General features: G+C 64.9%; 18 protein-coding genes. 7 read left to right on the forward strand and 11 right to left on the reverse strand.

The annotated features are described in order from the left end of the window. Window positions 1-68: 68 nt before the first annotated feature. Window positions 69-1601 carry a M28 family peptidase gene (locus CDQ91_RS09590; RefSeq protein WP_237245911.1) on the reverse strand — a complete coding sequence of 511 codons (1533 nt, stop codon included), beginning with the start codon at window positions 1599-1601 and terminating at the stop codon, window positions 69-71. A 62-nt stretch (window positions 1602-1663) separates the two neighbouring features. Continuing rightward, window positions 1664-2467, reverse strand: a complete 804-nt coding sequence (locus tag CDQ91_RS09595; protein ID WP_088472493.1) for an HpcH/HpaI aldolase/citrate lyase family protein — start codon at window positions 2465-2467, stop codon at window positions 1664-1666. A gap of 83 nt (window positions 2468-2550) precedes the next feature. Here CDQ91_RS09595 and CDQ91_RS09600 point away from each other — a divergent pair, with 83 nt between their 5' ends. Together CDQ91_RS09600 and CDQ91_RS09605 are read left to right on the forward strand one after the other, a co-directional pair. Beyond that, a complete protein-coding gene (locus CDQ91_RS09600) occupies window positions 2551-3462 on the forward strand; it encodes an SPFH domain-containing protein (protein WP_088472494.1) in 912 nt (303 codons plus the stop codon). Between the two features lies 1 nt (window position 3463). Next, a complete protein-coding gene (locus CDQ91_RS09605) occupies window positions 3464-3910 on the forward strand; it encodes an NfeD family protein (protein ID WP_088472495.1) in 447 nt (148 codons plus the stop codon). A 178-nt stretch (window positions 3911-4088) separates the two neighbouring features. Here CDQ91_RS09605 and CDQ91_RS09610 read toward each other — a convergent pair whose 3' ends face one another. Both CDQ91_RS09610 and CDQ91_RS09615 read right to left on the reverse strand, forming a co-directional pair. Next, the gene (locus CDQ91_RS09610; RefSeq protein WP_237245912.1) at window positions 4089-4655 is read right to left on the reverse strand and encodes a GNAT family N-acetyltransferase; all 567 of its coding nucleotides are present in this window, start codon (window positions 4653-4655) and stop codon (window positions 4089-4091) included. A gap of 90 nt (window positions 4656-4745) precedes the next feature. Then, window positions 4746-5642, reverse strand: a complete 897-nt coding sequence (locus CDQ91_RS09615) for a metal-dependent hydrolase (protein ID WP_088472496.1) — start codon at window positions 5640-5642, stop codon at window positions 4746-4748. Window positions 5643-5715: 73 nt separating this feature from the next. Between CDQ91_RS09615 and CDQ91_RS09620 the strand changes: the two genes are divergently transcribed. Together CDQ91_RS09620 and obgE are read left to right on the forward strand one after the other, a co-directional pair. After that, window positions 5716-6324, forward strand: a complete 609-nt coding sequence (locus CDQ91_RS09620) for a TetR/AcrR family transcriptional regulator (protein ID WP_088472668.1) — start codon at window positions 5716-5718, stop codon at window positions 6322-6324. Between the two features lie 174 nt (window positions 6325-6498). Beyond that, entirely contained in the window at window positions 6499-7548 is a 1050-nt protein-coding gene (gene obgE / locus CDQ91_RS09625; protein ID WP_088472497.1) for a GTPase ObgE, read from the forward strand. Between the two features lie 7 nt (window positions 7549-7555). Here the strand turns inward: obgE and CDQ91_RS09630 are convergent, their stop codons facing one another. Further along, window positions 7556-8620, reverse strand: a complete 1065-nt coding sequence (locus CDQ91_RS09630; protein WP_237245913.1) for a class I SAM-dependent methyltransferase — start codon at window positions 8618-8620, stop codon at window positions 7556-7558. Between the two features lie 147 nt (window positions 8621-8767). On the opposite strand from CDQ91_RS09630, the gene proB reads away from it, so the two are divergent. The 3 genes from proB (at window position 8768) to sppA (ending at window position 12849) form a co-directional block, all read left to right on the forward strand. Further along, on the forward strand, window positions 8768-9874 hold the full coding sequence (gene proB / locus CDQ91_RS09635; RefSeq protein ID WP_088472669.1) for a glutamate 5-kinase: 1107 nt from the start codon (window positions 8768-8770) through the stop codon (window positions 9872-9874). A 17-nt stretch (window positions 9875-9891) separates the two neighbouring features. Continuing rightward, window positions 9892-10788, forward strand: a complete 897-nt coding sequence (locus tag CDQ91_RS09640) for an NAD-dependent epimerase/dehydratase family protein (RefSeq protein WP_088472499.1) — start codon at window positions 9892-9894, stop codon at window positions 10786-10788. A gap of 78 nt (window positions 10789-10866) precedes the next feature. Further along, window positions 10867-12849 (forward strand): signal peptide peptidase SppA, encoded by a 1983-nt coding sequence (gene sppA, locus CDQ91_RS09645; RefSeq protein WP_088472500.1) that lies wholly within the window; start codon window positions 10867-10869, stop codon window positions 12847-12849. Between the two features lie 105 nt (window positions 12850-12954). Here the strand turns inward: sppA and CDQ91_RS09650 are convergent, their stop codons facing one another. The 6 genes from CDQ91_RS09650 to CDQ91_RS09675 all read right to left on the reverse strand — a co-directional run bounded on the left by CDQ91_RS09650 (window position 12955) and on the right by CDQ91_RS09675 (window position 21501). Beyond that, a complete protein-coding gene (locus CDQ91_RS09650; RefSeq protein ID WP_088472501.1) occupies window positions 12955-13857 on the reverse strand; it encodes an alpha/beta fold hydrolase in 903 nt (300 codons plus the stop codon). 68 nt (window positions 13858-13925) lie between these two features. Next, a complete protein-coding gene (locus CDQ91_RS09655) occupies window positions 13926-14555 on the reverse strand; it encodes a trimeric intracellular cation channel family protein (RefSeq protein WP_088472502.1) in 630 nt (209 codons plus the stop codon). Between the two features lie 9 nt (window positions 14556-14564). Beyond that, window positions 14565-15905 (reverse strand): amidohydrolase, encoded by a 1341-nt coding sequence (locus CDQ91_RS09660; RefSeq protein ID WP_088472503.1) that lies wholly within the window; start codon window positions 15903-15905, stop codon window positions 14565-14567. A 22-nt stretch (window positions 15906-15927) separates the two neighbouring features. Continuing rightward, window positions 15928-17325, reverse strand: a complete 1398-nt coding sequence (lpdA, locus tag CDQ91_RS09665; protein ID WP_088472504.1) for a dihydrolipoyl dehydrogenase — start codon at window positions 17323-17325, stop codon at window positions 15928-15930. A 40-nt stretch (window positions 17326-17365) separates the two neighbouring features. Continuing rightward, window positions 17366-18580 (reverse strand): 2-oxoglutarate dehydrogenase complex dihydrolipoyllysine-residue succinyltransferase, encoded by a 1215-nt coding sequence (gene odhB, locus CDQ91_RS09670; protein WP_088472505.1) that lies wholly within the window; start codon window positions 18578-18580, stop codon window positions 17366-17368. A gap of 101 nt (window positions 18581-18681) precedes the next feature. Further along, on the reverse strand, window positions 18682-21501 hold the full coding sequence (locus CDQ91_RS09675; RefSeq protein ID WP_088472670.1) for a 2-oxoglutarate dehydrogenase E1 component: 2820 nt from the start codon (window positions 21499-21501) through the stop codon (window positions 18682-18684). Between the last annotated feature and the right edge of the window lie 86 nt (window positions 21502-21587).

Genomic DNA, 21587 nt, shown 5'->3' on the forward strand with positions numbered 1-21587 from the left:
GCGAAGCAATCCAGTGCAGCATGAACCGCTCTGGATTGCTTCGCTACGCTCGCAATGACGAATGAAATTTACTTGCCGGTCCCCGACCACGCCTTGGTATCGGCGAACGCCCGGCCCAGCGCGACGTGCAAATCCGCATCTTCGGCCGCGCCGCCGAGCGGAATCCTGTCGGAGAAATTGTCGCCCGGCCCGTGATAATCCCCCTCGAGGAACTTCTCGAGCAGCGGCATGTCCGAAAAACTGCCGCCGACCATCAGCGAGGTCACACCCTTGGCGCCCAGCGCCCAGCCGTCCTGCCGCTGAACAAAGGCATCGGCCTCGCCATCCTCGTCGAGTTTGCGGCCGAACTTTGTCGCGACGCTGCGGACCACCGCATCATAGGCGGGCTTGCCGTGCCCGATCGTCGCGACCGGGGTTCCGCGCGGCGAAATCGTGATCGTGTCGATATTGAGCGCAACGGTGATATCGCTGAGCGGCACCACCGGATGATCGGCAAAATAATGCGCGCCGAGCAAGCCCTTTTCCTCCGCCGTCGTCGCGAGGAAATAAATGTCGCGGTCGGGCCGCACGCCGCCGCCCAGCCGCTTCGCGACCTCGATCAGCACCGCAATACCGCTCGCATTGTCGACCGCTCCGTTGCAGATGCGATCCTCGGCGCTGTCGGGCGCACAAATGCCCAGATGGTCCCAATGGCCAAGGAACAGCACCGCCTTGCCGTCAGGCTTCGCGCCCGGCAGCTTGGCTAGAATATTGTTGCTGGTGAACGCGCGAATGCTCGATGTCGTTGACAGATCGGCCGAGACCGGAAGTGCGATGCCGCGATAATTGCGCGACTTTGCCGCCGCGCGTAGCGCGCCGCTATTCTGCCCAGCCTTCGTCAGCAACGCATCGGCGGCCTCGATCGACAGAAAGCCGCTGACCGGCGCGCCAGCCGAGGCACTCGCCAGCCGCACAGTCTTGCTGCCCAGCGATTCGCGCAGCTGCGCCCAAGGCACCGCATCGGTAGCGATCACCAGCACGCCCGCCGCCCCGGCATCGGCCAGCATCTGCCGCCGCTCGCGATAGCGCGGCAATTTCTCGCCAAAAGGGGCATTGTCGAACAGCATGATGGCGAGCTTGCCCTTGACGTCGGCGTTGACCTTGCCCGTGCCGTCAATGCCATAGCCAACGAAGATCGCCGGGACGTTTGCGAGCGCCACCGACGCATCGCGGCCGGTCAGGATGAGGCCGTCATCCCCCAGCGCGAAATCGCGGCCATTGACCTTCAACTTCGCGGTTCCGGTCAGCGCCTGCGTCTCGACGAACGGTACCGGTTGCAGCCAGGGCGTCGCGCTACCCGACGCCGGTTCCAGCCCCGCTCGCGCCCATTCGCCGACGACATAGGCGATCGTGCGATCTTCGCCGTCAGTTCCCGGCGCGCGCCCTTCAAAAGCGTCGCCAGCCAATATCTTGATATGATCGGCCAGCTGCGCCTCGGTGACCGGCGCGTCGTCGGCCATGGCAAAGGTGGCGGGGGCGGCGAAGGCCAGGGCGACGGCCGCGATCGCGGCGTGAAACTTGATCGTCTGCATAAGCGTGCCGATGCCATGGCCGTTGCACACAGGCAAGACACCTTCGCAAAGAGCGACGAATGGCCCCTCCCGTAGACGGGAGGGGAGTTTTATCAGCGCCCGGCACGCTCCAGCAACGTGCGCGCTGCCGCCACATGCATATCCTCGATCATCCGCCCTTCATGCCGCTGCGCCCCGCCGATGGCGGCGGCAACCAGCGCTTCGGCGGCGGAAATCTCGCGCGCAGACGGCGCAAAGGCGCGATTGCACGGATCGACCTGCGACGGATGGATCAACGTCTTGCCGTCGAAACCCAGCCGACGCCCCTCGCCCGCCTCGGCGGCAAAGCCGGTGGCATCGTCGATCGCATTATAAACCCCGTCGAAGCACCAGATACTGCCCGCGCGCGCGGCGAGGACGATCGCCTGGATCGCATGGCTCATCGCGCCGCGATCCATCCCGTCAGGCAGTTTCAGCTCATGCGCCAGATCGTTGAGTCCCGCGATGAGGCCCGCAACCGCGGGGTCAGCGGCAATGTCGCGCGCGGCATAGATCGCCACCGGGGTCTCGATCATCGCGAACAGCGGGGCGCCAAGGCCGCGCGCGGGCCCGAGGTCCGTCGGCGCATCGACCTTGGGCAGCACGATGGCATCGAGTGCCAGCCCCGACAGCGCCGCAATATCCGCCGCCTGCTCGGCGCTGCCCGTGCCGTTGATCCGCACCGCGACCCGCTTGCCAGGGAAGCCCGCGCTCACCGCCGCGCGCATTGCCGCCCGCGCGTCATCCTTGCGGTCGGCGGGAACCGCATCCTCCAGATCGATGATCAGCATGTCAGCCGCCAGCCCCTGCGCCTTTTCGAGCGCACGGGCGTTGGAACCGGGAACATAAAGCAGCGAGCGGGGAGCAAATATAGTCATGCGCTTTTCTGTGGCGCAGCCAAACCATTGCCGCAATAAGGAAGACGGGCTCGCGACCTGAATTTTGCGCAAGGGGATGATCGATGGAATTCGCACTCGCACTGGTGGTTTTGGCGCTGGTGTTTCTCGTCTGGGCGCTGACGCCCGTGCGGCAGGGCTATGCCTATACGATCGAACGCTTCGGCCGCTACACCCACACCGCGCAGCCGGGGCTGAACTTCATCATGCCAATCGTCGATCGCGTCGGCCGCAAGGTCAACATGATGGAACAGGTGCTCGACATTCCAGGCCAGGAAATCATCACCAAGGACAATGCGATGGTCGCCGTCGATGGCGTCGTCTTCTTCCAGGTGCTGGACGCCGCGCGCGCGGCGTATGAGGTCAGCGATCTTTATCTCGCAATCATGAACCTGACGACGACGAACCTGCGCACCGTGATGGGGTCGATGGACCTCGACGAAACGCTGTCGAAGCGCGACCATATTAACGCACGCCTGCTCGTCGTCGTCGACGAGGCAACCTCGCCCTGGGGGGTCAAGATCACGCGCGTCGAGATTAAGGATATTCGCCCGCCGGCCGATATTTCGAACGCGATGGCGCGGCAGATGAAGGCCGAACGCGAAAAGCGCGCCAACATCCTCGAAGCCGAAGGCATGCGCGCATCGGAAATCCTGCGCGCCGAGGGTGAGAAACAGGGCCAGATCCTGCAAGCCGAGGGCCGCCGCGAGGCTGCGTTCCGCGACGCCGAGGCCCGCGAACGCGAAGCCGAGGCCGAAGCCAAGGCGACGCAAATGGTGTCCGACGCGATTGCTGGTGGCAATGCACAGGCCATCAACTATTTCATCGCGCAAAAATATGTCGAGGCGATCAGCCAGTTTGCGACCAGCCCGAATGCCAAGACCATCCTTTTCCCGGTCGAGGCGACCCAGCTGATCGGGACTTTGGGCGGGATCGGCGAACTCGCGCGCGACGCGATCGAACGCAAGGGAAGCTGACATGCCCGACTGGCTGACCCATATGGAACCGCATTGGGCGTGGCTGTCGCTCGGCGTGCTGCTCGCGGCCGCCGAAATCGTCATGCCGGGCTTTTTCCTCATCTGGCTTGGCACCGCCGCGATCGTCACCGGGGTCATCGCCTGGATCGTCCCGCTCGCCGTCCCGGCGCAGCTCGGCATCTTTGCCGTCCTGTCGTTCGTCGCGCTTTACGGCGCGCGCCGCTGGCTGAAAGCCAATCCGATCACCACCACCGACCCGCATCTCAACCAGCGCGCGGGCCGGCTGGTCGGCGAGGTGCTGACGGTGACGCAGGCGATCGAGGACGGCCGGGGTCGCGCCAAGGTCGGTGACGGCGAATGGCCAGTACGCGGACCCGACGTGGCCGAGGGCGCGAAGGTCCGCGTCGTCAGCGCGGAGGGCGGTATGCTGGTGGTTGAGCGGGCGTAAGCCCTGCTCATCGCCATTGCGCGTGGGGCCAGAGCAACATGGGTTCAATATGAGCCGTTCGCCCTGAGCTTGTCGAAGGGCAGTTCTTTCTTTGAACCTCGCGGAATAAAGCGACGGTGCTTCGCCGAACTCAGCACGAACGGAGGTTGGGGATGGAGCGGATTTGGCGCACGGGCCGCTAGCCCCCCTTGGGCCGCGAATAGATCGTAACGACATTCCCCAGCGCATCACTCTCGCCGATGCGCCGAAAGCCCAGCTTCGCCGCCACCTTCTCCGACGCGACATGGCCCGGATCGATAATGCAGCGCACCTCCAGCGCATCGAGACATTCGTCAGCCCAGCCGAGCGCCGCGCCCATCGCCTCGGTCGCGAGGCCCGATCCCCAATGGTCGGCATCGAACGCCCAGCCCGCCTCGGGCACATCTTCGAGTTCGGGAATCCCGCGGCAGAAATAGGACAGGCCGCCCTGCCCGATCAGCTTGTCACTCGCCTTGTCGGCGAACACCCAATAGCCAAAGCCCATCACCGGCCATAGCCCGGCCGAGCTCAGAAACTTGCCCCAGCTGACATCGGGCGCACGCGGTTCGCCACCGATAAAGCGCGTCACGCGCGTGTCGGCCCACATCGCAATATGGACGTCCTTGTCCGACAGGCGGTGCGGCCGCAGGCGGAGCCGTTCGGTTTCGAGCGTCGGGGGTGTCGTAAACATCGCGCTGACATGCCGCAGGCCGGGCAGCGACGTCAATTGGCGATCATATGCCCCCGCGAAGGCGGGACCGGGAAACGGAGAGAGGGAGAGAGCCGCTCCGCGCCCCGCCTTCACGGGAACAAGGGGTCAGGCAGCCGCAGCCGCCAGTTCTGTGGGCGCCGCCGATGCATAGGCCGGCATGATCGCGTCGGCATAATCGCTTTCAAATTTCTTTATCAGCGCGCGGTCATCATGGTTCCACGGATGGAAACCCGGCATGAAATAGCTGAGCCAGGGCAGGAAGCTTTTGCGCAGCACGCCCGGATTGCCGATCAGATACCACCAGATGCGCGCGGTGACGCGCCAGCCGGTCAGGCCGTCCTGCCGCAGCAGCGCCTTCATGCCCTTCACACGCCGCGGCCAGAAGCGCATCGTGACGAGCATCATCATCGCCGACTTTGTCCACCAGCGTTTCCAGCGACTCCAGTCCTTCGTCGCGTGCAGCCAGGTGTCATAGGCGACGCCCTTATGCTCGATTTCCTCGATCGCGTGCCATTTCCACAGCGCCGCCCATTCGGACTCGCCGCCTTCGTACATCCGCTCGTCGCGCAGCATCACCGACGCCATCATCGCGGTATAATGTTCGAGCGCGATCGTCGCCATCAGGTTGACGATCGGCGGGCGCGACTTGATGATTTCCATCACCTCATCAATGTCGCCCTCCAACTCCGACAGGTCATATCCCGCCTCCATCGCCTTTTTGTTGAAGACGACATGTTCGCGGCTGTGGATCACTTCCTGCTGGGTGAAGGCACGGATTTCGCGGGCAAGTTTTTCGTCGACGCCATCGCGGTGCGCCTTCACTGCCTCGATGAACATGGCCTCGCCTTTCGGGAAGGTGACCGACAGCGCGGTATGAAAGACCGAGGCGATCGGATCGCCGTTCAGCCACCAGCGCCCCTGCTTCTCGTCGCGGCCGAAACGCCGATCGCGCGGGCTGATCGACAGATCCTTGGGGGTCGGGGAGCGGGAAAGGCTGGACATATGTTTCTCACCGTCGGAAAGCGGGGTTGGCGCGGGGGCGCCGTGGGGCAAGATTTAAAGGTTACTTACAGTGGTGTCAATTGCAAAGAAGCGCCTGAGCCCGGAGGAGAGCCGTGCCGTCGCACTCGAGGCCGCGCGCCTGATCCTGATCGAGGCGGGACCGCAAGCGGTGACATTGAAGGCGGTGGCCGGGCGGGTCGACCGCACCCATGCCAATCTGCTGCACCATTTCGGTAGCGCCGCCGGGCTGCAAAAGGCGCTCGCGGCGTATCTCGCCGAAACGGTGTGCGCGACGATCGGCAAAAAAATGACCGAATCGCCGCCGGGCGAGCGCAACGTGCGCGAAATCGTCGACCTGACCTTCGACGCTTTCAACAGCGGCGGCGCCGGAGCGCTTGCGACGTGGATGGCGGCAACGGGCAATGACGACGCGCTCGACCCGATCGTCGATGCGATCCATCGCCTGATCGACGGCATGACGCCCGACGCGCAGGAAAAGCGCCTGATGCACGAAGACACGCTGGCACTGGTTCTGATGGCACTCGGCGATGCGCAGCTTGGCGGACCGATGGCCGAAGCGCTCGACCTGCCGCGCGACACGTCGCGGGTGCTGGCGACCGAACTGATCACAGGGCGGATCGCCAACTTCTGGGCCGAGCAGGGCGAGAAGCCGCAAGCGTAAGGGCTGGCAATTTCGCCCGGCACAGGCTAGGAGCGCGCCAATCCCTCCATTCCGTTCGCATCGAGCGAAGTCGAGATGCCCCTCGGTCACGCACGACTGCCGGGCATCTCGACTTCGCTCGACACGGGCGGAGTTTGATGTGTAGTTTCCCGCTTTCGCCTCAAAGGCCCCACCATGCATTTTCTCGATCAAGCCAAGGTTTTCATCAAGTCCGGCGACGGCGGCCCCGGTGCCGTCAGCTTCCGGCGCGAGAAATATGTCGAATATGGCGGCCCCGACGGCGGCAATGGCGGCAAGGGCGGCGACATCATCTTCAAAGCGGTCGCGGGCCTGAACACGCTGATCGACTTTCGCTACACCCAGCATTTCAAGGCCAAGCGCGGCACCCCCGGCGCGGGCCGCGACCGCACCGGCGCGGGCGGCCCCGATCTGGTCATTCAGGTGCCGATCGGCACCCAGGTCCTCGCCGATGACGAAGACCGCAGCCTGCTCGCCGACCTCACCAAGGAAGGCGAGAGCTTCGTCTTCCTGCGCGGCGGCGATGGTGGCCGCGGCAATGCCAGCTACAAGACCAGCACCAATCGCGCACCGCGCCAGCATGGTCCGGGTTGGCCGGGCGAGGAAATGTGGGTGTGGCTGCGGCTGAAACTGCTCGCCGACGCCGGTCTCGTCGGCCTGCCCAATGCGGGCAAATCGACCTTCATCAACGCGGTGAGCAATGCGCAGGCCAAGGTCGGCGCCTATGCCTTCACCACGCTGCGTCCGCAGCTCGGCGTCGTCAGCCACAAGGGCAATGAATTTGTCGTCGCTGATATTCCGGGCCTGATCGAGGGCGCCGCGGACGGCGCCGGCGTCGGCGACCGTTTCCTCGGCCATATCGAACGCTGCCGCGTGCTGCTCCACCTCGTCGACGCGAATGACGATGATGTCGCCACCAGCTATCGCATCGTCCGCGACGAGCTGGAGGCCTATGGTGCCGAGCTCGTCGACAAGCAGGTGATCGTCGCGCTGAACAAGGTCGATACGCTCGATGACGAGCTGATCGCCGCGCTGTCGGCCGAACTCGCCGAAGAAAGCGGCCATCCGGTGATGGCGCTGTCCGGCGCGAGCGGCGCCGGGGTCGAAGCCGTGCTCGACAAATTGCTCGAAGCCATCGGCATGCCAGAACCGGGCGCCGATGCGGATGACAGCGACGAAGCGTCGAGCGACTGGTCACCGATCTGATCGACTATCAGCGCGCTTCGAGCACCATGTTGAACGGCCCTTCGGCCGCGCGCCGCACGGTCTCGAAGCCGCCCTCGCGAACGATGCGCGCCAGCCGGTTCTCGCCCGCCTGCGCGCCCAAAGCTTCGCCGACCTCCTGATCGAGCGAGGTCGGCACGCAGATCATCGTCGAGGCGTTATAATAGAGCCGCCCGACCGGGTTCATATTGTCGGCGGGGGCATCGCCCGCGATCGGCTCGACGATCATCCAGGTGCCGTCCAGCGCCAATATCCGCCGCATATGCGCCGCGCAACCGCGCGGGTCGCCCATGTCGTGCAGGCAATCATACATGGTGATGAGGTCGAATTCATCTTCGCCAATGTCCTTCGCCGTCGCGACTTCGAAGCGAACGCGGTCGCCATAGCCATGATCCGCCGCATGCCGCCGCGCCTCCTCGATCGACGGCGCGTGAAAATCAAAGCCCACAAACCGGCTTTCGGGATAGGCGTCGGCCATCAGCAAGGTCGAGAAACCGACCCCGCAGCCGACGTCGGCGACCTTCGCCCCGCTGCGCAACCTGTCCTCCATTCCGTCGAGCGCCGGTACCCAGGCCTGCACGATATTATTGACATAGCCGGGGCGGAAAAAGGCCCCCGTCGCGCAGAACAGGCAGCCGGCATGATCGCCCCAGCGCACCCCGGTGCCGCGGCGGAAACATTCCTCGACCTTGGCCTCGGCCTCGATCATCGCGGCGACCAGCTCGAACGCCCCGGCAAGATAGACCGGGCTGTCACGGTTCACAAAGACCATCGCCTGTTCGGGCGACAGGCTGAACCGGTCGGTGGCCGGATCATAGTCGACATAGCCGCCAGCGGTCTGGGCCAGCGCCCATTCGCGGACATAGCGTTCGTGCAAATTGCCCGCCTTCGCGGCGAGCTCGGACGCGCTAGCGGACGCCTCGGCCAAGGCGTCGAACAGGCCCAGCCGGAACCCCAGACGCACGGTCGGCACGCTCATCGCGCCGCCCAGATCGCCCAGCATCTTGCCTACGAACGCATGCAGCTTTGTTTCATCGACTACGGACGCCATCATTTTTCTCCTTGGATCAAGGTGATGTGGTCGCGACTCTCCAGAAGGCTCGATGTGGCGCAATCTTAGCATATTCGGCGCCCATCCGCACGAACCGTAGGCGCGACATTCGGATTGGCACCCCTGCCCGCACGCGCTATCGGCAACGCCATGACATTGTTCGCGCCCTCCACCTGCTCGCGCCTGATCGTCAAGATCGGATCGGCGCTGCTCGTCGACCCCGACGGCGCGGTGCGGCGCGACTGGCTCACCGGCATCGCCGCCGATATTGCGGCGCGCACGCGGGCGGGCCAGCAGGTTGCGGTCGTCTCGTCAGGAGCGATCGCGCTCGGCGCGCGGCGGCTAGGACTCGCCAAAGGCGGGCGCGGAAGCCTTGAGGATGCGCAGGCCGCCGCCGCGACCGGGCAAATCGCGCTGAGCCAGGTCTGGGCCGAGGTGTTGGGCGCCGAAGGGCTGACTGCGGCGCAGATGCTCGTCACATTGGACGATCTCGAACACCGTCGCCGCTACCTCAACGCCGCGGCGACGCTCGACCGGCTGTTATCGCTGAGCGTCGTACCGGTGATCAACGAGAATGACAGCGTCGCGACCGAGGAAATCCGCTTTGGCGACAACGACCGGCTCGCCGCGCGGGTCGCGCAGGCGGCGGGCGCGGGCGGGGTCATTTTGCTCAGCGATATCGACGGCCTGTACGACCGCAACCCCGCGCAACCGGGAGCGGTGCATATCGCGCGGGTCGAGCGCATCGACGCAGCGATCGAGGCAATGGCCGACACCGGATCGGCGTCGGGCATGGGATCAGGCGGCATGGTCTCAAAGATCGCGGCGGCGCGGATCGCCAACGCCGCGGGCGCGCATCTCGCCATCGCTTCGGGCCATATCGCGCACCCGCTGTCGACTGCGGCGCGGCACACGCTTTTCGTCGCCGAAAAGGGCGCGAGCGCGCGCAAAGCCTGGCTCGCGGGCGGGCTGACCGCCAAGGGGCGCCTCATCATCGACGCGGGCGCGGCGAAGGCATTGCAGGGCGGCGCGAGCTTGCTCGCCGCCGGCGTCACCGCCGCGACCGGCGATTTCGCGCGCGGCGACATCCTCGACATCGCCGGCCCCGACGCGCGCGTCATCGCGCGCGGGCTCGCCGAATATCCCGTGGCAGACGCCAATGCGATCCTTGGCCTCGGCCGCGATGCTCAAGAAGCCACGCTCGGCTACGCGCCACGCACCGCAATGGTCCACCGCGACCATATGGTGCTGCTATAACGACGCCCATACTCGCGATGACCGGCGCGACCGGCTTCGTCGGCGGCGCGACGATGCGCGATGCAGTCGCCGCCGGCTGGCACGTCCGCGCCCTCACCCGCCGCCCGCAACCCGAACGCGAGGGTGTCACCTGGATTGCGGGCGCGCTCGACAAGCCTGACAGCCTCGCCGAAATGGCGGAGGGCAGCGATGTCGTCATGCATATCGCAGGCGTCGTCAACGTCCCCACCCGCGCCGCATTCGAAGCAGGCAATGCCACCGCGACCGGCCATGTCATCGACGCCGCGCGCGACGCAGGCGTGAGGCGTTTCGTCCATGTCTCGTCGCTCACCGCGCGCGAGCCCCAGGTTTCAAACTATGGCTGGTCGAAAGCGCGTGCCGAAACCATCGTCCAGGAAAGTGGACTCGACTGGACGATCGTGCGCCCGCCCGCGGTATTCGGACCCGGCGATACCGAGATGCTCGACCTGTTCCGCATGGCGCAGCGCGGCATAGCGCTGGTGCCGAGTGGCCGCATGTCGGCCATCTATGTTGATGAACTCGCGCGCCTGCTCGTTGCTCTCGCCGCCGATCGCGAAGCGAGCATCGGCGCGATCTACGAACCCGACGATGGCCGCGAGACCGGCTGGTCGCATCGCAGTTTCGCCCGCGCGGTCGGCCGCGCGGTCGGGCGCAACCGTGTCTCGGCACTGGGCGTTCCGGCATCCTTGCTCAAGGCCACCGGACAGCTCGACAAGCTGGTGCGCCGCAGCCGCGCCAAGCTGACCCCCGACCGCGCGCGCTATATCGCGCATCCCGACTGGGTCGCCACCAAAGGCGCCTGCCCGCCCCCTGACCTCTGGCGCCCCCAAACCGACACGGCCGAGGCGCTCGCAGAGACCGTCCGCTGGTATCGCCGCGAGAACTGGCTCTGACGTTGCCGATAGAATAGCGTCGCGCGCCGGTCGAAGCCTGCATTGCCAACAGCGGGGCGCGTCCCTAGGTTTACGGCCATGACCGAAACCACCGCCAACAACCCGAACGATCCCGCCGGCCCTTGGGCGATTCCCGTACGCCGCGCGCTGCCCGGCGACGAAAAGCCCAAAAGGGGCACCAGCTTTCCGCGCAAGGTGTGGAACCTGCTCGTCGCGATCAAGGACGGGTTGGCTCTGATCTTTCTGCTGCTGTTCTTCGTCGCGCTGTTCGCCCTGCTCACCGGACGCCCCAATGCAGGGCTTCCAGTCGCCCAGGGCGCCCTGCTGATCGACCTTGAGGGCACCGTTACCGAACAGCCGGCCGAGATTGATACGGTTTCGGCGCTGTCGGGCAGCAAGCAGCTCAAGGAAATTCGCGTGCGCGATGTCATTCACGCGCTCGAAACTGCGGCGGAGGATGACCGGGTGACCTCGGTCGTCGTCGATCTCGACCGCTTCCTCGGGGGCGGACAGGTGTCGCTCGCCGAAATCGGTCAGGCGATGGACAAAGTGCGCGCCAAAAAGAAGCCGGTACTCGCCTTTGCCACCGCCTATACAACCGACAGCTATCAGATTGCGGCGCATGCCAGCGAAGTCTGGGCCGACAGCATCGGTGGCGTCGCCATCGCCGGCCCCGGCGGATCGCGGCTCTATTACAAGGGATTAATCGACCGGCTGGGGGTCACAGCGAACATCTATCGTGTCGGCACTTTCAAAAGCGCGGTCGAACCCTTCCTGCGCAGCGACCAGTCCCCCGAGGCGAAGGAAGCCAATCTCGCCTATGCTGGCGTATTGTGGGACAACTGGCTGACCGACGTCAAAACGGCCCGTCCGCAGGCCAGGATCGACGCCTACATCGCCGACACGGCAAGCGCAGTGCGCGCAGCGGGCAATGATCTGTCGAAAGCGTCGCTCGATGCCGGGCTGGTCGACAAGCTGGGCAGTCGCATGGCGTTCAACAGCCGCGTGTCGGAGATCAGCGGCGCTTATGACGACAGCCAGCCATGGAACTTCAACGCGATCCCGCTCGAAAACTGGGTTGCCGCCAACCCCCCGCATGAAAATGGCAGCAGGATCGCTGTCGTTCCGGTTGTGGGTGAAATCGTCGATGGCGAAGCGCCGACCGGAATCGCGGGCGGTGAAAGCATCGCGCAACATATCCTCGACGCCGCATCCGACAGCAGCGTTAAGGCGATCGTGCTGCGCGTCGATTCGCCGGGCGGATCGGTGCTCGCATCCGAACAAATCCGCCAGGCCCTGCTCGCCGCCAAGGCAAAGAAGCTGCCTATCGTCGTGTCGATGGCGAATGTTGCAGCGTCGGGCGGATATTGGGTATCGACACCCGCCGACCGAATCTTCGCGGAGCCCGAGACGATCACCGGCTCGATCGGCGTATTCGGTATCCTGCCGAGCTTCGACCAGGCGCTCGCCAAGGTCGGCGTGACGTCCGACGGGATCAGCACCACTCCGCTGTCTGGCCAGCCCGACATTTTGGGCGGGGTGAATGACGAGTTCAACGCGCTGGCGCAAGCGAGCGTCGAAGATGTTTACGGCCGCTTCACCAACCTCGTCGCCAAGAGCCGTAAGCAGCCGCTGGCGAAAATCCAGGAAATCGCCGAAGGGCGCGTCTGGGCGGGCGGGACCGCGCGCCAGATCGGCCTCATCGACCAGTTCGGCGGCCTGCCCGAGGCAATGGCCGACGCCGCCAAGCGCGCCGGAATCAAGGGTGACTTCCACGCCAAATATTTCGAGGATGAGCCGAGCGAGTTTTCCAAAATGCTCGCCACGCTGACGGGCGCCGAGCAAGAAACTGCCGTGGCACCGCGCGGCTGGTTCGGTATCGCTGCCATGAACCGTCAGCTTGCCGAGCGGCGGCTTGCGCAAGACCTGATGCTGCTGACGCAGGCAGGCTCGGTGCAGGCGGCGTGCCTCGACTGCCGCGCCTATCTGCCCTCCGTGCCGCGGCCGGGAACGGCCGATGCGAAGGGCTTCCTCGCGACACTGGCGCTGCTGCTACGCTAGGTCCCCCTCCCGCTTGCGGGAGAGGTTAGGGGGAGGGTCTGTTCCGGCCGCCCCTTGTTGCGACATGCCCTCCCCCGACCTTTCCCATAAATGGGAGGGGAGAAGTCAGGCTGCGACGGCAATTTCCTTCGCATGCCCCGCAATCGCGCCGGCCATCGTGTCGACCAGCCCCAGCGGAAGGTCGTGCCCCATGCCAGGGATCGTCATCAGCCGCGCACCGGCGATATTGTCCGCGGTATCGCGGCCGCCCGCAAGCGGCACCAGCGGGTCATCCTCGCCGTGGATCACCAGCGTCGGCGCCTTGATATTCTTCAGCATCGCACGCCGGTCGCCATCGGCGACGATCGCGGCCATCTGCCGCGCCACCCCCTGCGGATACCAGCCACGTTCGAAATCCGAACGCACGCGGCGCTGCAGCCGGTCCTCGTCGGCGGGATAGCCGGGGCTGCCGATCACGCGCGCGGCGCGAACCGAAAAGGCGATCATGTCCTCGGGATCGCCGCTCATCGGGCGGCTCGTCAGCACCCGCATGGCCTCCTTGTCGGAGCGCGGCAGGCGGCGGTTGCCCGTCGTCGACATCACCGATGTCAGCGACAGCACCCGTTCGGGGTAGCGGGCCGCAATATGCTGTGAGATCATCCCGCCCATCGACACGCCGACGATATGCGCGCTTTGCACCTCCAGATGATCGAGGAGCGCAATCCCGTCGGCAGCCATATCGGCGAGCGTATAGGCCGAACGCACAGGCAGGCCGAGGACCGACTTCACCACCATCCATTTGATGTTCGGCACCCCCGCCGCATCGAAGCGCGTCGACAGGCCGACATCGCGATTGTCATAGCGAATGCTACGAAAGCCGCGTTCGTTCAGCGCATCGACAAACTCGTCGGGCCACAGGGTCAACTGCCCGCCCAGTCCCATGACGAGCAGGATGACGGGCGCATCGCGCGGCCCCTTGTCTTCATAGGTGATTGTGATGCCGTTGGCGGTCGCTTGCTCGGTTGTCATGTCGCGGCAATCCTTTTCCGGAGTACCACCACCATGCCGCAGCTGACGCCAACGTCAAGCAGGCAAGCCTATCCACCTTTGCCGTCGCGATAGGATGGCAGTGCCAGCGACCAGCGGATCGCCGCGCCGCGCAGGAGGAAGCCCGCGGTCGCCCCAACGACCGCCGCGACCGCCGTCCCCGCGCCGAGCCAGAGCAGCAACAGGAACAGCGCCGACGCGAGCGCCGCAGCGGTGACATAGATTTCGGGGCGCACGATGATCGAGGGAACCCCTGCAAGGATATCGCGGATCGTGCCGCCGACGCAGCCGGTGATCACCCCCATCAACAGCGCGGGCGCGGGCGGCACCCCCCATGCCAAAGCCTTGGCGGTGCCGAAAACAGCGTAAGCCGCGAGCCCCGCCGCATCGGCCCATTCGAGCAATTGCCCTTGCCACCAGCGTTCGGGCGTCACCCAGACGATCAGCGCAATGGCAAGGCATGCCGCCGCGATCGCGCCATCCTGCACCCAGAATACCGGGGCGCCGATCAACAGATCGCGCACGCTGCCGCCGCCGACCCCGGTGACCAACGCGAAGAAGGCGGCGGTGACCAACGTCTGCCGAAGCCGCACCGCCATCAACGCGCCCGACAAGGCGAACACGCTGATCCCCGCCAGATCGAGCAGGCGGATCAGCAGCGCATTGTCGATATCGGGCATCGTCCGCAGCTATTTCGCGGCGGGACGCACGCCGCCGATGATCGACAGGGTGATTGCCGTCACCGCATTGCGGATCGCCGGTTCGGCCTGCGGCGCGAAAAAGGGCGAGTGATTGGTCGGCGCTGGCTGCCCCTTCGCCTTCAGTTCGGCGAGCAGCCCCGGATCATAGCCGCCGATCCCAAAGAAGATCGACGGGACACCCGCTTCGACAAACTCCGAAAAATCCTCGCTGCCCGACATGGGCGCCACGCTCGCGGGAGTGAAGACCAGATTATCGCCAAAGACCGGCTTCAATGCAGCGGCGCCGGCGGCGGCCATCGACTCATCGTTGAACAGCGCGCCGGTTCCGGTCAGATAGGTAATCGTCGGTTCGGGCGCATTGCCCATTAGCGCCGCCGCCTTGGCCGAACGCGCGGTGCCGGCCTTGAGCAGCTCGCGCACCTCGGGGGCATGCGAGCGCAGATTGACCTTCACCTCGGCGCTGTCGGGGATGATGTTCGGCGCGCTGCCGGCATGGATCGCACCGATCGTCAGCACGCCAAAGGTACCGGCTTCCTTTTCGCGGCTGATCACCGTCTGAACATCCGTCACGAAACGCGCCGCAATCGGGATCGGATCGATCGTCGCCGAGGGCATCGAGCCATGACCGCCGCGGCCGTGGAAGATAATCGAATAGCTGTCCGATGCCGCCGACGACGGCCCCGCCTTGATCGCCACCTGGCCTGACGGCAGGTTGGACACATGCGCGGCAAAACCGAAATCGGGGCGCGGAAAGCGCGTCAGCAAGCCATCGGCCAACATCGCGCGCGCGCCCTGCAACGTCTCTTCGGCGGGCTGACCGATCAGCACGATCGTCCCCGACCAGCTGTCGCGCATCGCCGACAGCGCCTGCGCGACGCCGACCAGATAGGCGACATGGGTGTCGTGGCCGCAGGCGTGCATCGCGGGCACATCCTTGCCCTCATAGGTCGCACGCGCCTTGCTGGCCCAGGGAAGCCCCGTCTTTTCCTCCATCGGCAGCGCGTCCATGTCGGCACGCACGAGGATCGTCGGCCCCTCGCCATTTTTCAGCACGCCGACGACACCGGTCCCGCCGACCTTTTCGGTCACGGCAAAGCCCGCCTTGCGCAGATGCTGCGCCAATATGCCCGCGGTGCGAACCTCCTGCATCCCGAGTTCGGGATGCAGGTGCAGGTCCTTGTAAAGCGCCTCAAGCGCCGGATAATTTTTGTCGAGCAGCGCGGTCAGCCGTGCGCTCGCGGCCGACAGGTCGGGGGCGGCCTGCGCCGCCCCGCCCGAGAAAAGGGTGGCGAACGAAGCCGCCGCCAAGAGCCAGTGCTTCGTCGCCATATTCTTTTCCCCCGTAAACCCGTCAGATGTGGATCGGCTTGCCCGTGACCGCCATCGCCGCTTCCTTGATCGCTTCGCTGTGCGTCGGATGCGCGTGGCAAGTGTAGGCGATGTCTTCCGACGTCGCGCCAAATTCCATCGCCTGTGCGGCCTGCGCGATCATCGTGCCCGCAACGCTGGCGATGACCCAGACGCCGAGCACGCGGTCGGTCTTGGCATCGGCGATGACCTTCACGAAACCGTCGGGCTCGTGATTGGTCTTGGCGCGGCTGTTCGCCATCATCGGGAATTTTCCGACCTTGACCTCGCCGCGTTCTTTCGCCTGCTCTTCGGTCAGGCCAACACCGGCGATTTCGGGCATCGTGTAGACGACCGACGGGATGACGTCGTGATTCACGATACCGGTCTGGCCCGCGATATTCTCGGCGCAGGCGATGCCTTCATCTTCGGCCTTGTGCGCGAGCATCGGACCGGGAACGACGTCGCCGATCGCCCAGATGCCGGGAACCGTGGTGCGGAAATCATGATCGGTTTCGATCTGGCCGCGCGCGTTGACCGTGAGACCCGCCTTGTCGAGCGCGAGGCCGTCGGTGTTGGGACGACGCCCGATCGACACCAGCACGACATCGGCCTCGAGCGTTTCGGCGTCACCGCCGGCTGCGGGTTCCAGCGTGAGAACGGCTTTCTTGCCCTTGACCTCGGCCTTGGTGACCTTGGTCTTCAGCTTGAATTCGACGCCCTGCTTCTTGAAGATCTTGTTCGCTTCCTTGCGAACGTCGCCGTCCATGCCGGGCAGGATCTGGTCGAGGAATTCGACGCAGGTGACCTTGGCGCCCAGACGGCGCCACACGCTGCCGAGTTCGAGGCCAATCACGCCGCCGCCGATGACGACCATATGCTCGGGAACCTTGGCCAGTTCGAGCGCGCCGGTCGAATCGACGATGATCTGCTTGTCATTGTCGACCTCGACGCCGGGAAGCGGGGTCACCGACGAGCCGGTTGCGATGATGATATTCTTCGCACGCACGGCCTTGCCAGCAACCTCGACCGTGTCGGCGGAGGTGAACTGCGCATAGCCCTTCAGCCAGTCGATCTTGTTCTTCTTGAACAGAAATTCGATCCCGCCGGTCAGGCCCTTGACCGCATCCTTGCGCTGGCCCTGCATGGTGGGCAGGTCAAGCTCGGGCTTCACCTTGATGCCCATCGCCGCCATCGCGCCGCCGGCTGCCGCTTCATAATATTCTGACGCGTGGAGCATCGCCTTCGACGGGATACAGCCGACGTTGAGGCAGGTGCCGCCCAGCGTCTCGCGCCCTTCGGCGCAGGCGGTCTTGAGGCCCAGCTGCGCTGCGCGGATCGCAGCGACATAACCGCCGGGGCCGGCACCGATGACAAGAACGTCGTAGTCGTAATCAGCCATTTTTCGTTCCTTTACCCCACGGGGGACTGGGGAGAAATTCTTAGAGGTCGATGAGGAGGCGCGTCGGATCCTCGATCGCTTCCTTGATCGTCTTGAGGAAGGTCACCGCCTCGCGGCCGTCGATCAGGCGATGGTCATAGCTGAGCGCGATGTACATCATCGGGCGCGCGACGATCTCGCCATTGCGGACGACGGGACGATCCTCGATGCGATGGAGGCCGAGCACCGCCGACTGCGGCGGGTTGATGATCGGAGTCGACATCAGGCCGCCGAAGACACCACCGTTCGAAATGGTGAAGGTGCCGCCGGTCATGTCGTCCATCGTCAGCGTGCCTTCCTTGGCGCGCTTGCCCAGGTCGGCGATGGCCTTTTCGATTTCGGCAAAGCTCATGGCATCGGCGTTGCGGACGATCGGAACGACCAGGCCGTTCGGCGCGCTGACCGCGACCGACACGTCCAGATAGTCATGATAGACGATCTCGTCGCCATCGATGCGCGCATTGACCGCCGGAATATCATGCGCCGCAAGCGCAACCGCCTTGGTGAAGAAGCTCATGAAGCCGAGACGCACGCCATGCTTCTTTTCAAAGCTGTCGCGATATTTTTCGCGCGTCGCCATCACCGCCGACATGTCGACGTCATTGAAGGTCGTGAGCATCGCCGCAGTATCCTGCGCCGACTTCAACCGCTTGGCGATCGTCTGACGCATGCGCGTCATCTTGACGCGCTCTTCGCGGCGGCCCGGCGTACCGGCCGCAACCGGAGCAGCGGCGGCGGGAGCCGGAGCGGGTGCAACCGCGTCGGGCGCAGCGCTCGCAGCGGCGAGCACATCTTCCTTGGTCAGTCGGCCGTCCTTGCCGCTGCCCTTGATCTTGGTCGGGTCCACACCGTGCTCGAGTACCAGGCGGCGCACCGCAGGCGACAGCGTCGTGACGCCGTCGCCATGTTCTTCGGCCGTGGCCGCAGGAGCAGGCGCAGCGGCTTCGGCCTTCGCGGCGGGCGCGGCAGCCTTGCCGGCCCCAGCCTCGATCACCGCGATCACCGCACCGACATTGACCGTGTCGCCGACAGCCGCGACCTGCTGGCCCATCACACCCGCAACAGGTGAAGGAACTTCAACCGCGACCTTGTCGGTCTCGAGGCTTGCAATCGGTTCATCGACGGCAACCGCATCGCCCGGCTGCTTCAGCCATTCGCCGATCGTCGCTTCGGTCACGCTTTCGCCCAGCGTAGGGACTTTGACTTCGGTGCTCATCGTTTCTTCTCTTCGTTGTTCCCCCGCGAAGGCGGGGGTCCATCATCTGACTCTGGGTAATGGACCCCCGCCTGCGCGGAGGGCCATCGGTGTAAATAAACCTACTTGCTCTTGGCCCGGCGGATTTCGGCGCGGACGTTCAGACCAAGCGCGTCGGCGACCAGCGCCGACTGTTCGGTCTGGTGCCGGCTCATCAGGCCCGTCGCGGGCGATGCCGCGGCGGCACGGCCCGCATAACGCGGCCGCATGCCCTTCTTGCCCGCTTCGGTCAGCGCGTCCTCGATCAGCTCGTTGACGAAGAACCAGCTACCATTGTTGCGCGGTTCTTCCTGCGCCCACACCACGTCTTCCAGCTTCGGCATGCGTTTGAGACGCACGGCGAGCGGTTCCCCCGGGAAGGGATAAAGCTGTTCGATGCGGATCACCGTCGTGTCGGTCAGTTCGGCCGCGTCGCGCGCTTCCATCAGGTCATAACCGACCTTGCCCGAACAGAGGACGACGCGCTTGATATCGGCGTCGGCCGGCGGCGTGCGATCGGACATGATGCGGCGGAAATGCGCATCGCCGATGAAGTCCGAGCGCTGCGACACCGCCAGTTTGTGGCGGAGCAGCGACTTGGGCGTCATGATGATCAGCGGCTTGCGGAACGAGCGCAGCATCTGGCGGCGCAGGACGTGGAAATAGTTCGAGGGGGTCGAAATATTGCACACCTGGATATTGTCGCCCGCGCACAGTTGCAGGAAGCGTTCGAGGCGTGCCGAGCTATGCTCGGGGCCCTGACCTTCATAACCGTGCGGCAACAGCATCACGAGGCCATTGGCGCGCAGCCACTTGGCTTCGCCCGACGCGATGAACTGGTCGATCATGATCTGCGCGCCATTGGCGAAATCGCCGAATTGCGCTTCCCAGAGCACGAGGCTCTTCGGATCGGCCATGGCATAGCCATATTCGAAACCGAGCACGCCATATTCGGACAGCGGGCTGTCGAGCACTTCGAACCGGCCGTGCGGCACGGTGGTCAGCGGCACATATTTGCGCTCATCCTTCTGGTCGACCCAGACGGCATGACGCTGGCTGAAGGTGCCGCGCCCTGAATCCTGGCCCGACAGGCGGACCTGATAGCCTTCGCTGAGCAAGGTGCCGAAGGCGAGGCTTTCGGCGGTCGCCCAGTCGAAGACTTCGCCGTCGCTTTTGTTCGCAAACATCGCGCCGCGCGCATCGATCACGCGGCGCAGCGTCTTGTGCACCTCCAGATCGCCCGGGATCGTCGTCATCGTGCGACCGATCGAATCGAACAATTTGTCCGAAACGCCCGTCGAGATATTGCGGCGCGCATTTTCGGGGTCGGCAGGAGCGTGGAGCCCCGACCAGCGCCCGGCGAACCAGTCGGCCTTGTTCGGCTTATAGCTTTTCGCGGCCTCGAAATCGCCTTCGAGCTGGGCGACGAATTCGGCACGGCGGGCATCGGCCCAGCTCGCGTCGATCACGCCTTCGCCCTCAAGCTTGGCCGCGCACAGCTGCGACACCGGCGGATGCTGGCGGATGATGCCGTACATCAAAGGCTGGGTGAACGAAGGCTCGTCGCCTTCATTGTGGCCGAAGCGGCGATAGCACCACATGTCGATGACGACGTCGCGCTTGAACTGCTGACGGAAATCGATCGCGAGCTTGCAAGCGAAGGTCACCGCTTCGGGATCGTCGCCGTTGACGTGGAGGATCGGCGCCATCACGCCCTTTGCGACGTCCGACGGATAGGGCGACGAGCGCGCATATTGCGGGCTGGTCGTGAAACCGATCTGGTTGTTGACGATGAAGTGGAGGCAGCCGCCGGTGTTGTAACCGCGGATGCCCGAGAAGCCGAGACATTCCCAGACGATCCCCTGCCCCGCGAACGCCGCGTCGCCGTGGATCAGCACGGGCAGCACCTGCTCATGCTTGGCCAGATCGTCGCGCACCACCTGCTGCGCGCGCACCTTGCCGAGCACGACCGGGTCGGCTGCTTCAAGGTGCGACGGATTGGGGACGAGCGACATATGCACCGACGCACCGCCGAATTCGCGGTCGGTCGAGGTGCCGAGGTGATATTTGACGTCACCCGATCCGCCGATGTCATCGGGGTTCGCCGATCCGCCGGCAAATTCGTGGAAGATCACCTGATACGGCTTCGCCATGACGTTCGCGAGCATATTGAGCCGTCCGCGATGCGCCATGCCATAGACGATCTCGCGCACGCCGTATTGGGCGCCATATTTGATGATGGCTTCCATCGCGGGGATCATGCTTTCGCCGCCGTCGAGGCCGAAACGCTTGGTACCGACATATTTGCGCGCGAGGAATTTTTCCCACTCCTCGGCCTGGATCACCTTGCTCAGGATGGCGCGTTTGCCCTCGACCGAAAATTCGATGATCTTGTCGGCGCCTTCCATCCGTTCCTGCAGGAACTGACGCTCTTCGATATCGGCGATGTGCATATATTCGAGGCCGACATTGCCGCAATAATTGGCGCGCAGGATCGCGACGATTTCGCGAATAGTCGCCTTTTCCAGCCCCAGTGTGCCCCCGATGAACACCGGACGGTCCTGATCCGCGCCGACAAAGCCGTGGAATTCAGGCGTCAGGTCGGCAGGCAGCTCGCGCGTACTGAGGCCGAGCGGATCGAGATTGGCGGCAAGATGCCCGCGCACGCGATAGGTACGGATCAGCATCATCGCGCGGATCGAATCATCGGCGGCGCGTTCGACTTCGGCATTCGACAGCGGCGCACCAGCCTTTGCAGCGGCGGCCTTCACCGCAACCTGCATCTGCTGCGGGTCGAGCGCTGCGGTCAGGTCGTCGCTGTCGATCTGCGGCCAGTTTTTCGGCGCCCAGCTGGGTCCGGCCTGCGGTTCGTCGATGTCAAAGCTCTGTCGTTCGAGGTTCATAATCTCTTCCATTCTCTCAAGAGAAATGGCTTCCGGGGAGGATGATTGGGGAAGGAACGCCCGCCGGCAAAATGCGTTGCCGGCGG

This window comes from Sphingopyxis witflariensis (assembly GCF_002205635.1).
In the GTDB taxonomy this organism is placed as follows: Bacteria; Pseudomonadota; Alphaproteobacteria; order Sphingomonadales; family Sphingomonadaceae; genus Sphingopyxis; species Sphingopyxis witflariensis.

Excerpts from the sequence above, each read along its gene's own strand:
- CDQ91_RS09630 (WP_237245913.1), bottom strand. The coding sequence starts at position 8,620 with ATGATGGCGTCCGTAGTCGATGAAACAAAGCTGCATGCGTTCGTAGGC.
- CDQ91_RS09605 (WP_088472495.1), top strand. The coding sequence starts at position 3,464 with ATGCCCGACTGGCTGACCCATATGGAACCGCATTGGGCGTGGCTGTCG.
- sppA (WP_088472500.1), top strand. The coding sequence starts at position 10,867 with ATGACCGAAACCACCGCCAACAACCCGAACGATCCCGCCGGCCCTTGG.
- odhB (WP_088472505.1), bottom strand. The coding sequence starts at position 18,580 with ATGAGCACCGAAGTCAAAGTCCCTACGCTGGGCGAAAGCGTGACCGAA.
- CDQ91_RS09615 (WP_088472496.1), bottom strand. The coding sequence starts at position 5,642 with ATGTCCAGCCTTTCCCGCTCCCCGACCCCCAAGGATCTGTCGATCAGC.
- obgE (WP_088472497.1), top strand. The coding sequence starts at position 6,499 with ATGCATTTTCTCGATCAAGCCAAGGTTTTCATCAAGTCCGGCGACGGC.
- CDQ91_RS09600 (WP_088472494.1), top strand. The coding sequence starts at position 2,551 with ATGGAATTCGCACTCGCACTGGTGGTTTTGGCGCTGGTGTTTCTCGTC.
- CDQ91_RS09660 (WP_088472503.1), bottom strand. The coding sequence starts at position 15,905 with ATGGCGACGAAGCACTGGCTCTTGGCGGCGGCTTCGTTCGCCACCCTT.
- CDQ91_RS09675 (WP_088472670.1), bottom strand. The coding sequence starts at position 21,501 with ATGAACCTCGAACGACAGAGCTTTGACATCGACGAACCGCAGGCCGGA.
- CDQ91_RS09650 (WP_088472501.1), bottom strand. The coding sequence starts at position 13,857 with ATGACAACCGAGCAAGCGACCGCCAACGGCATCACAATCACCTATGAA.
- proB (WP_088472669.1), top strand. The coding sequence starts at position 8,768 with ATGACATTGTTCGCGCCCTCCACCTGCTCGCGCCTGATCGTCAAGATC.
- CDQ91_RS09655 (WP_088472502.1), bottom strand. The coding sequence starts at position 14,555 with ATGCCCGATATCGACAATGCGCTGCTGATCCGCCTGCTCGATCTGGCG.
- CDQ91_RS09640 (WP_088472499.1), top strand. The coding sequence starts at position 9,892 with ATGACCGGCGCGACCGGCTTCGTCGGCGGCGCGACGATGCGCGATGCA.
- lpdA (WP_088472504.1), bottom strand. The coding sequence starts at position 17,325 with ATGGCTGATTACGACTACGACGTTCTTGTCATCGGTGCCGGCCCCGGC.
- CDQ91_RS09595 (WP_088472493.1), bottom strand. The coding sequence starts at position 2,467 with ATGACTATATTTGCTCCCCGCTCGCTGCTTTATGTTCCCGGTTCCAAC.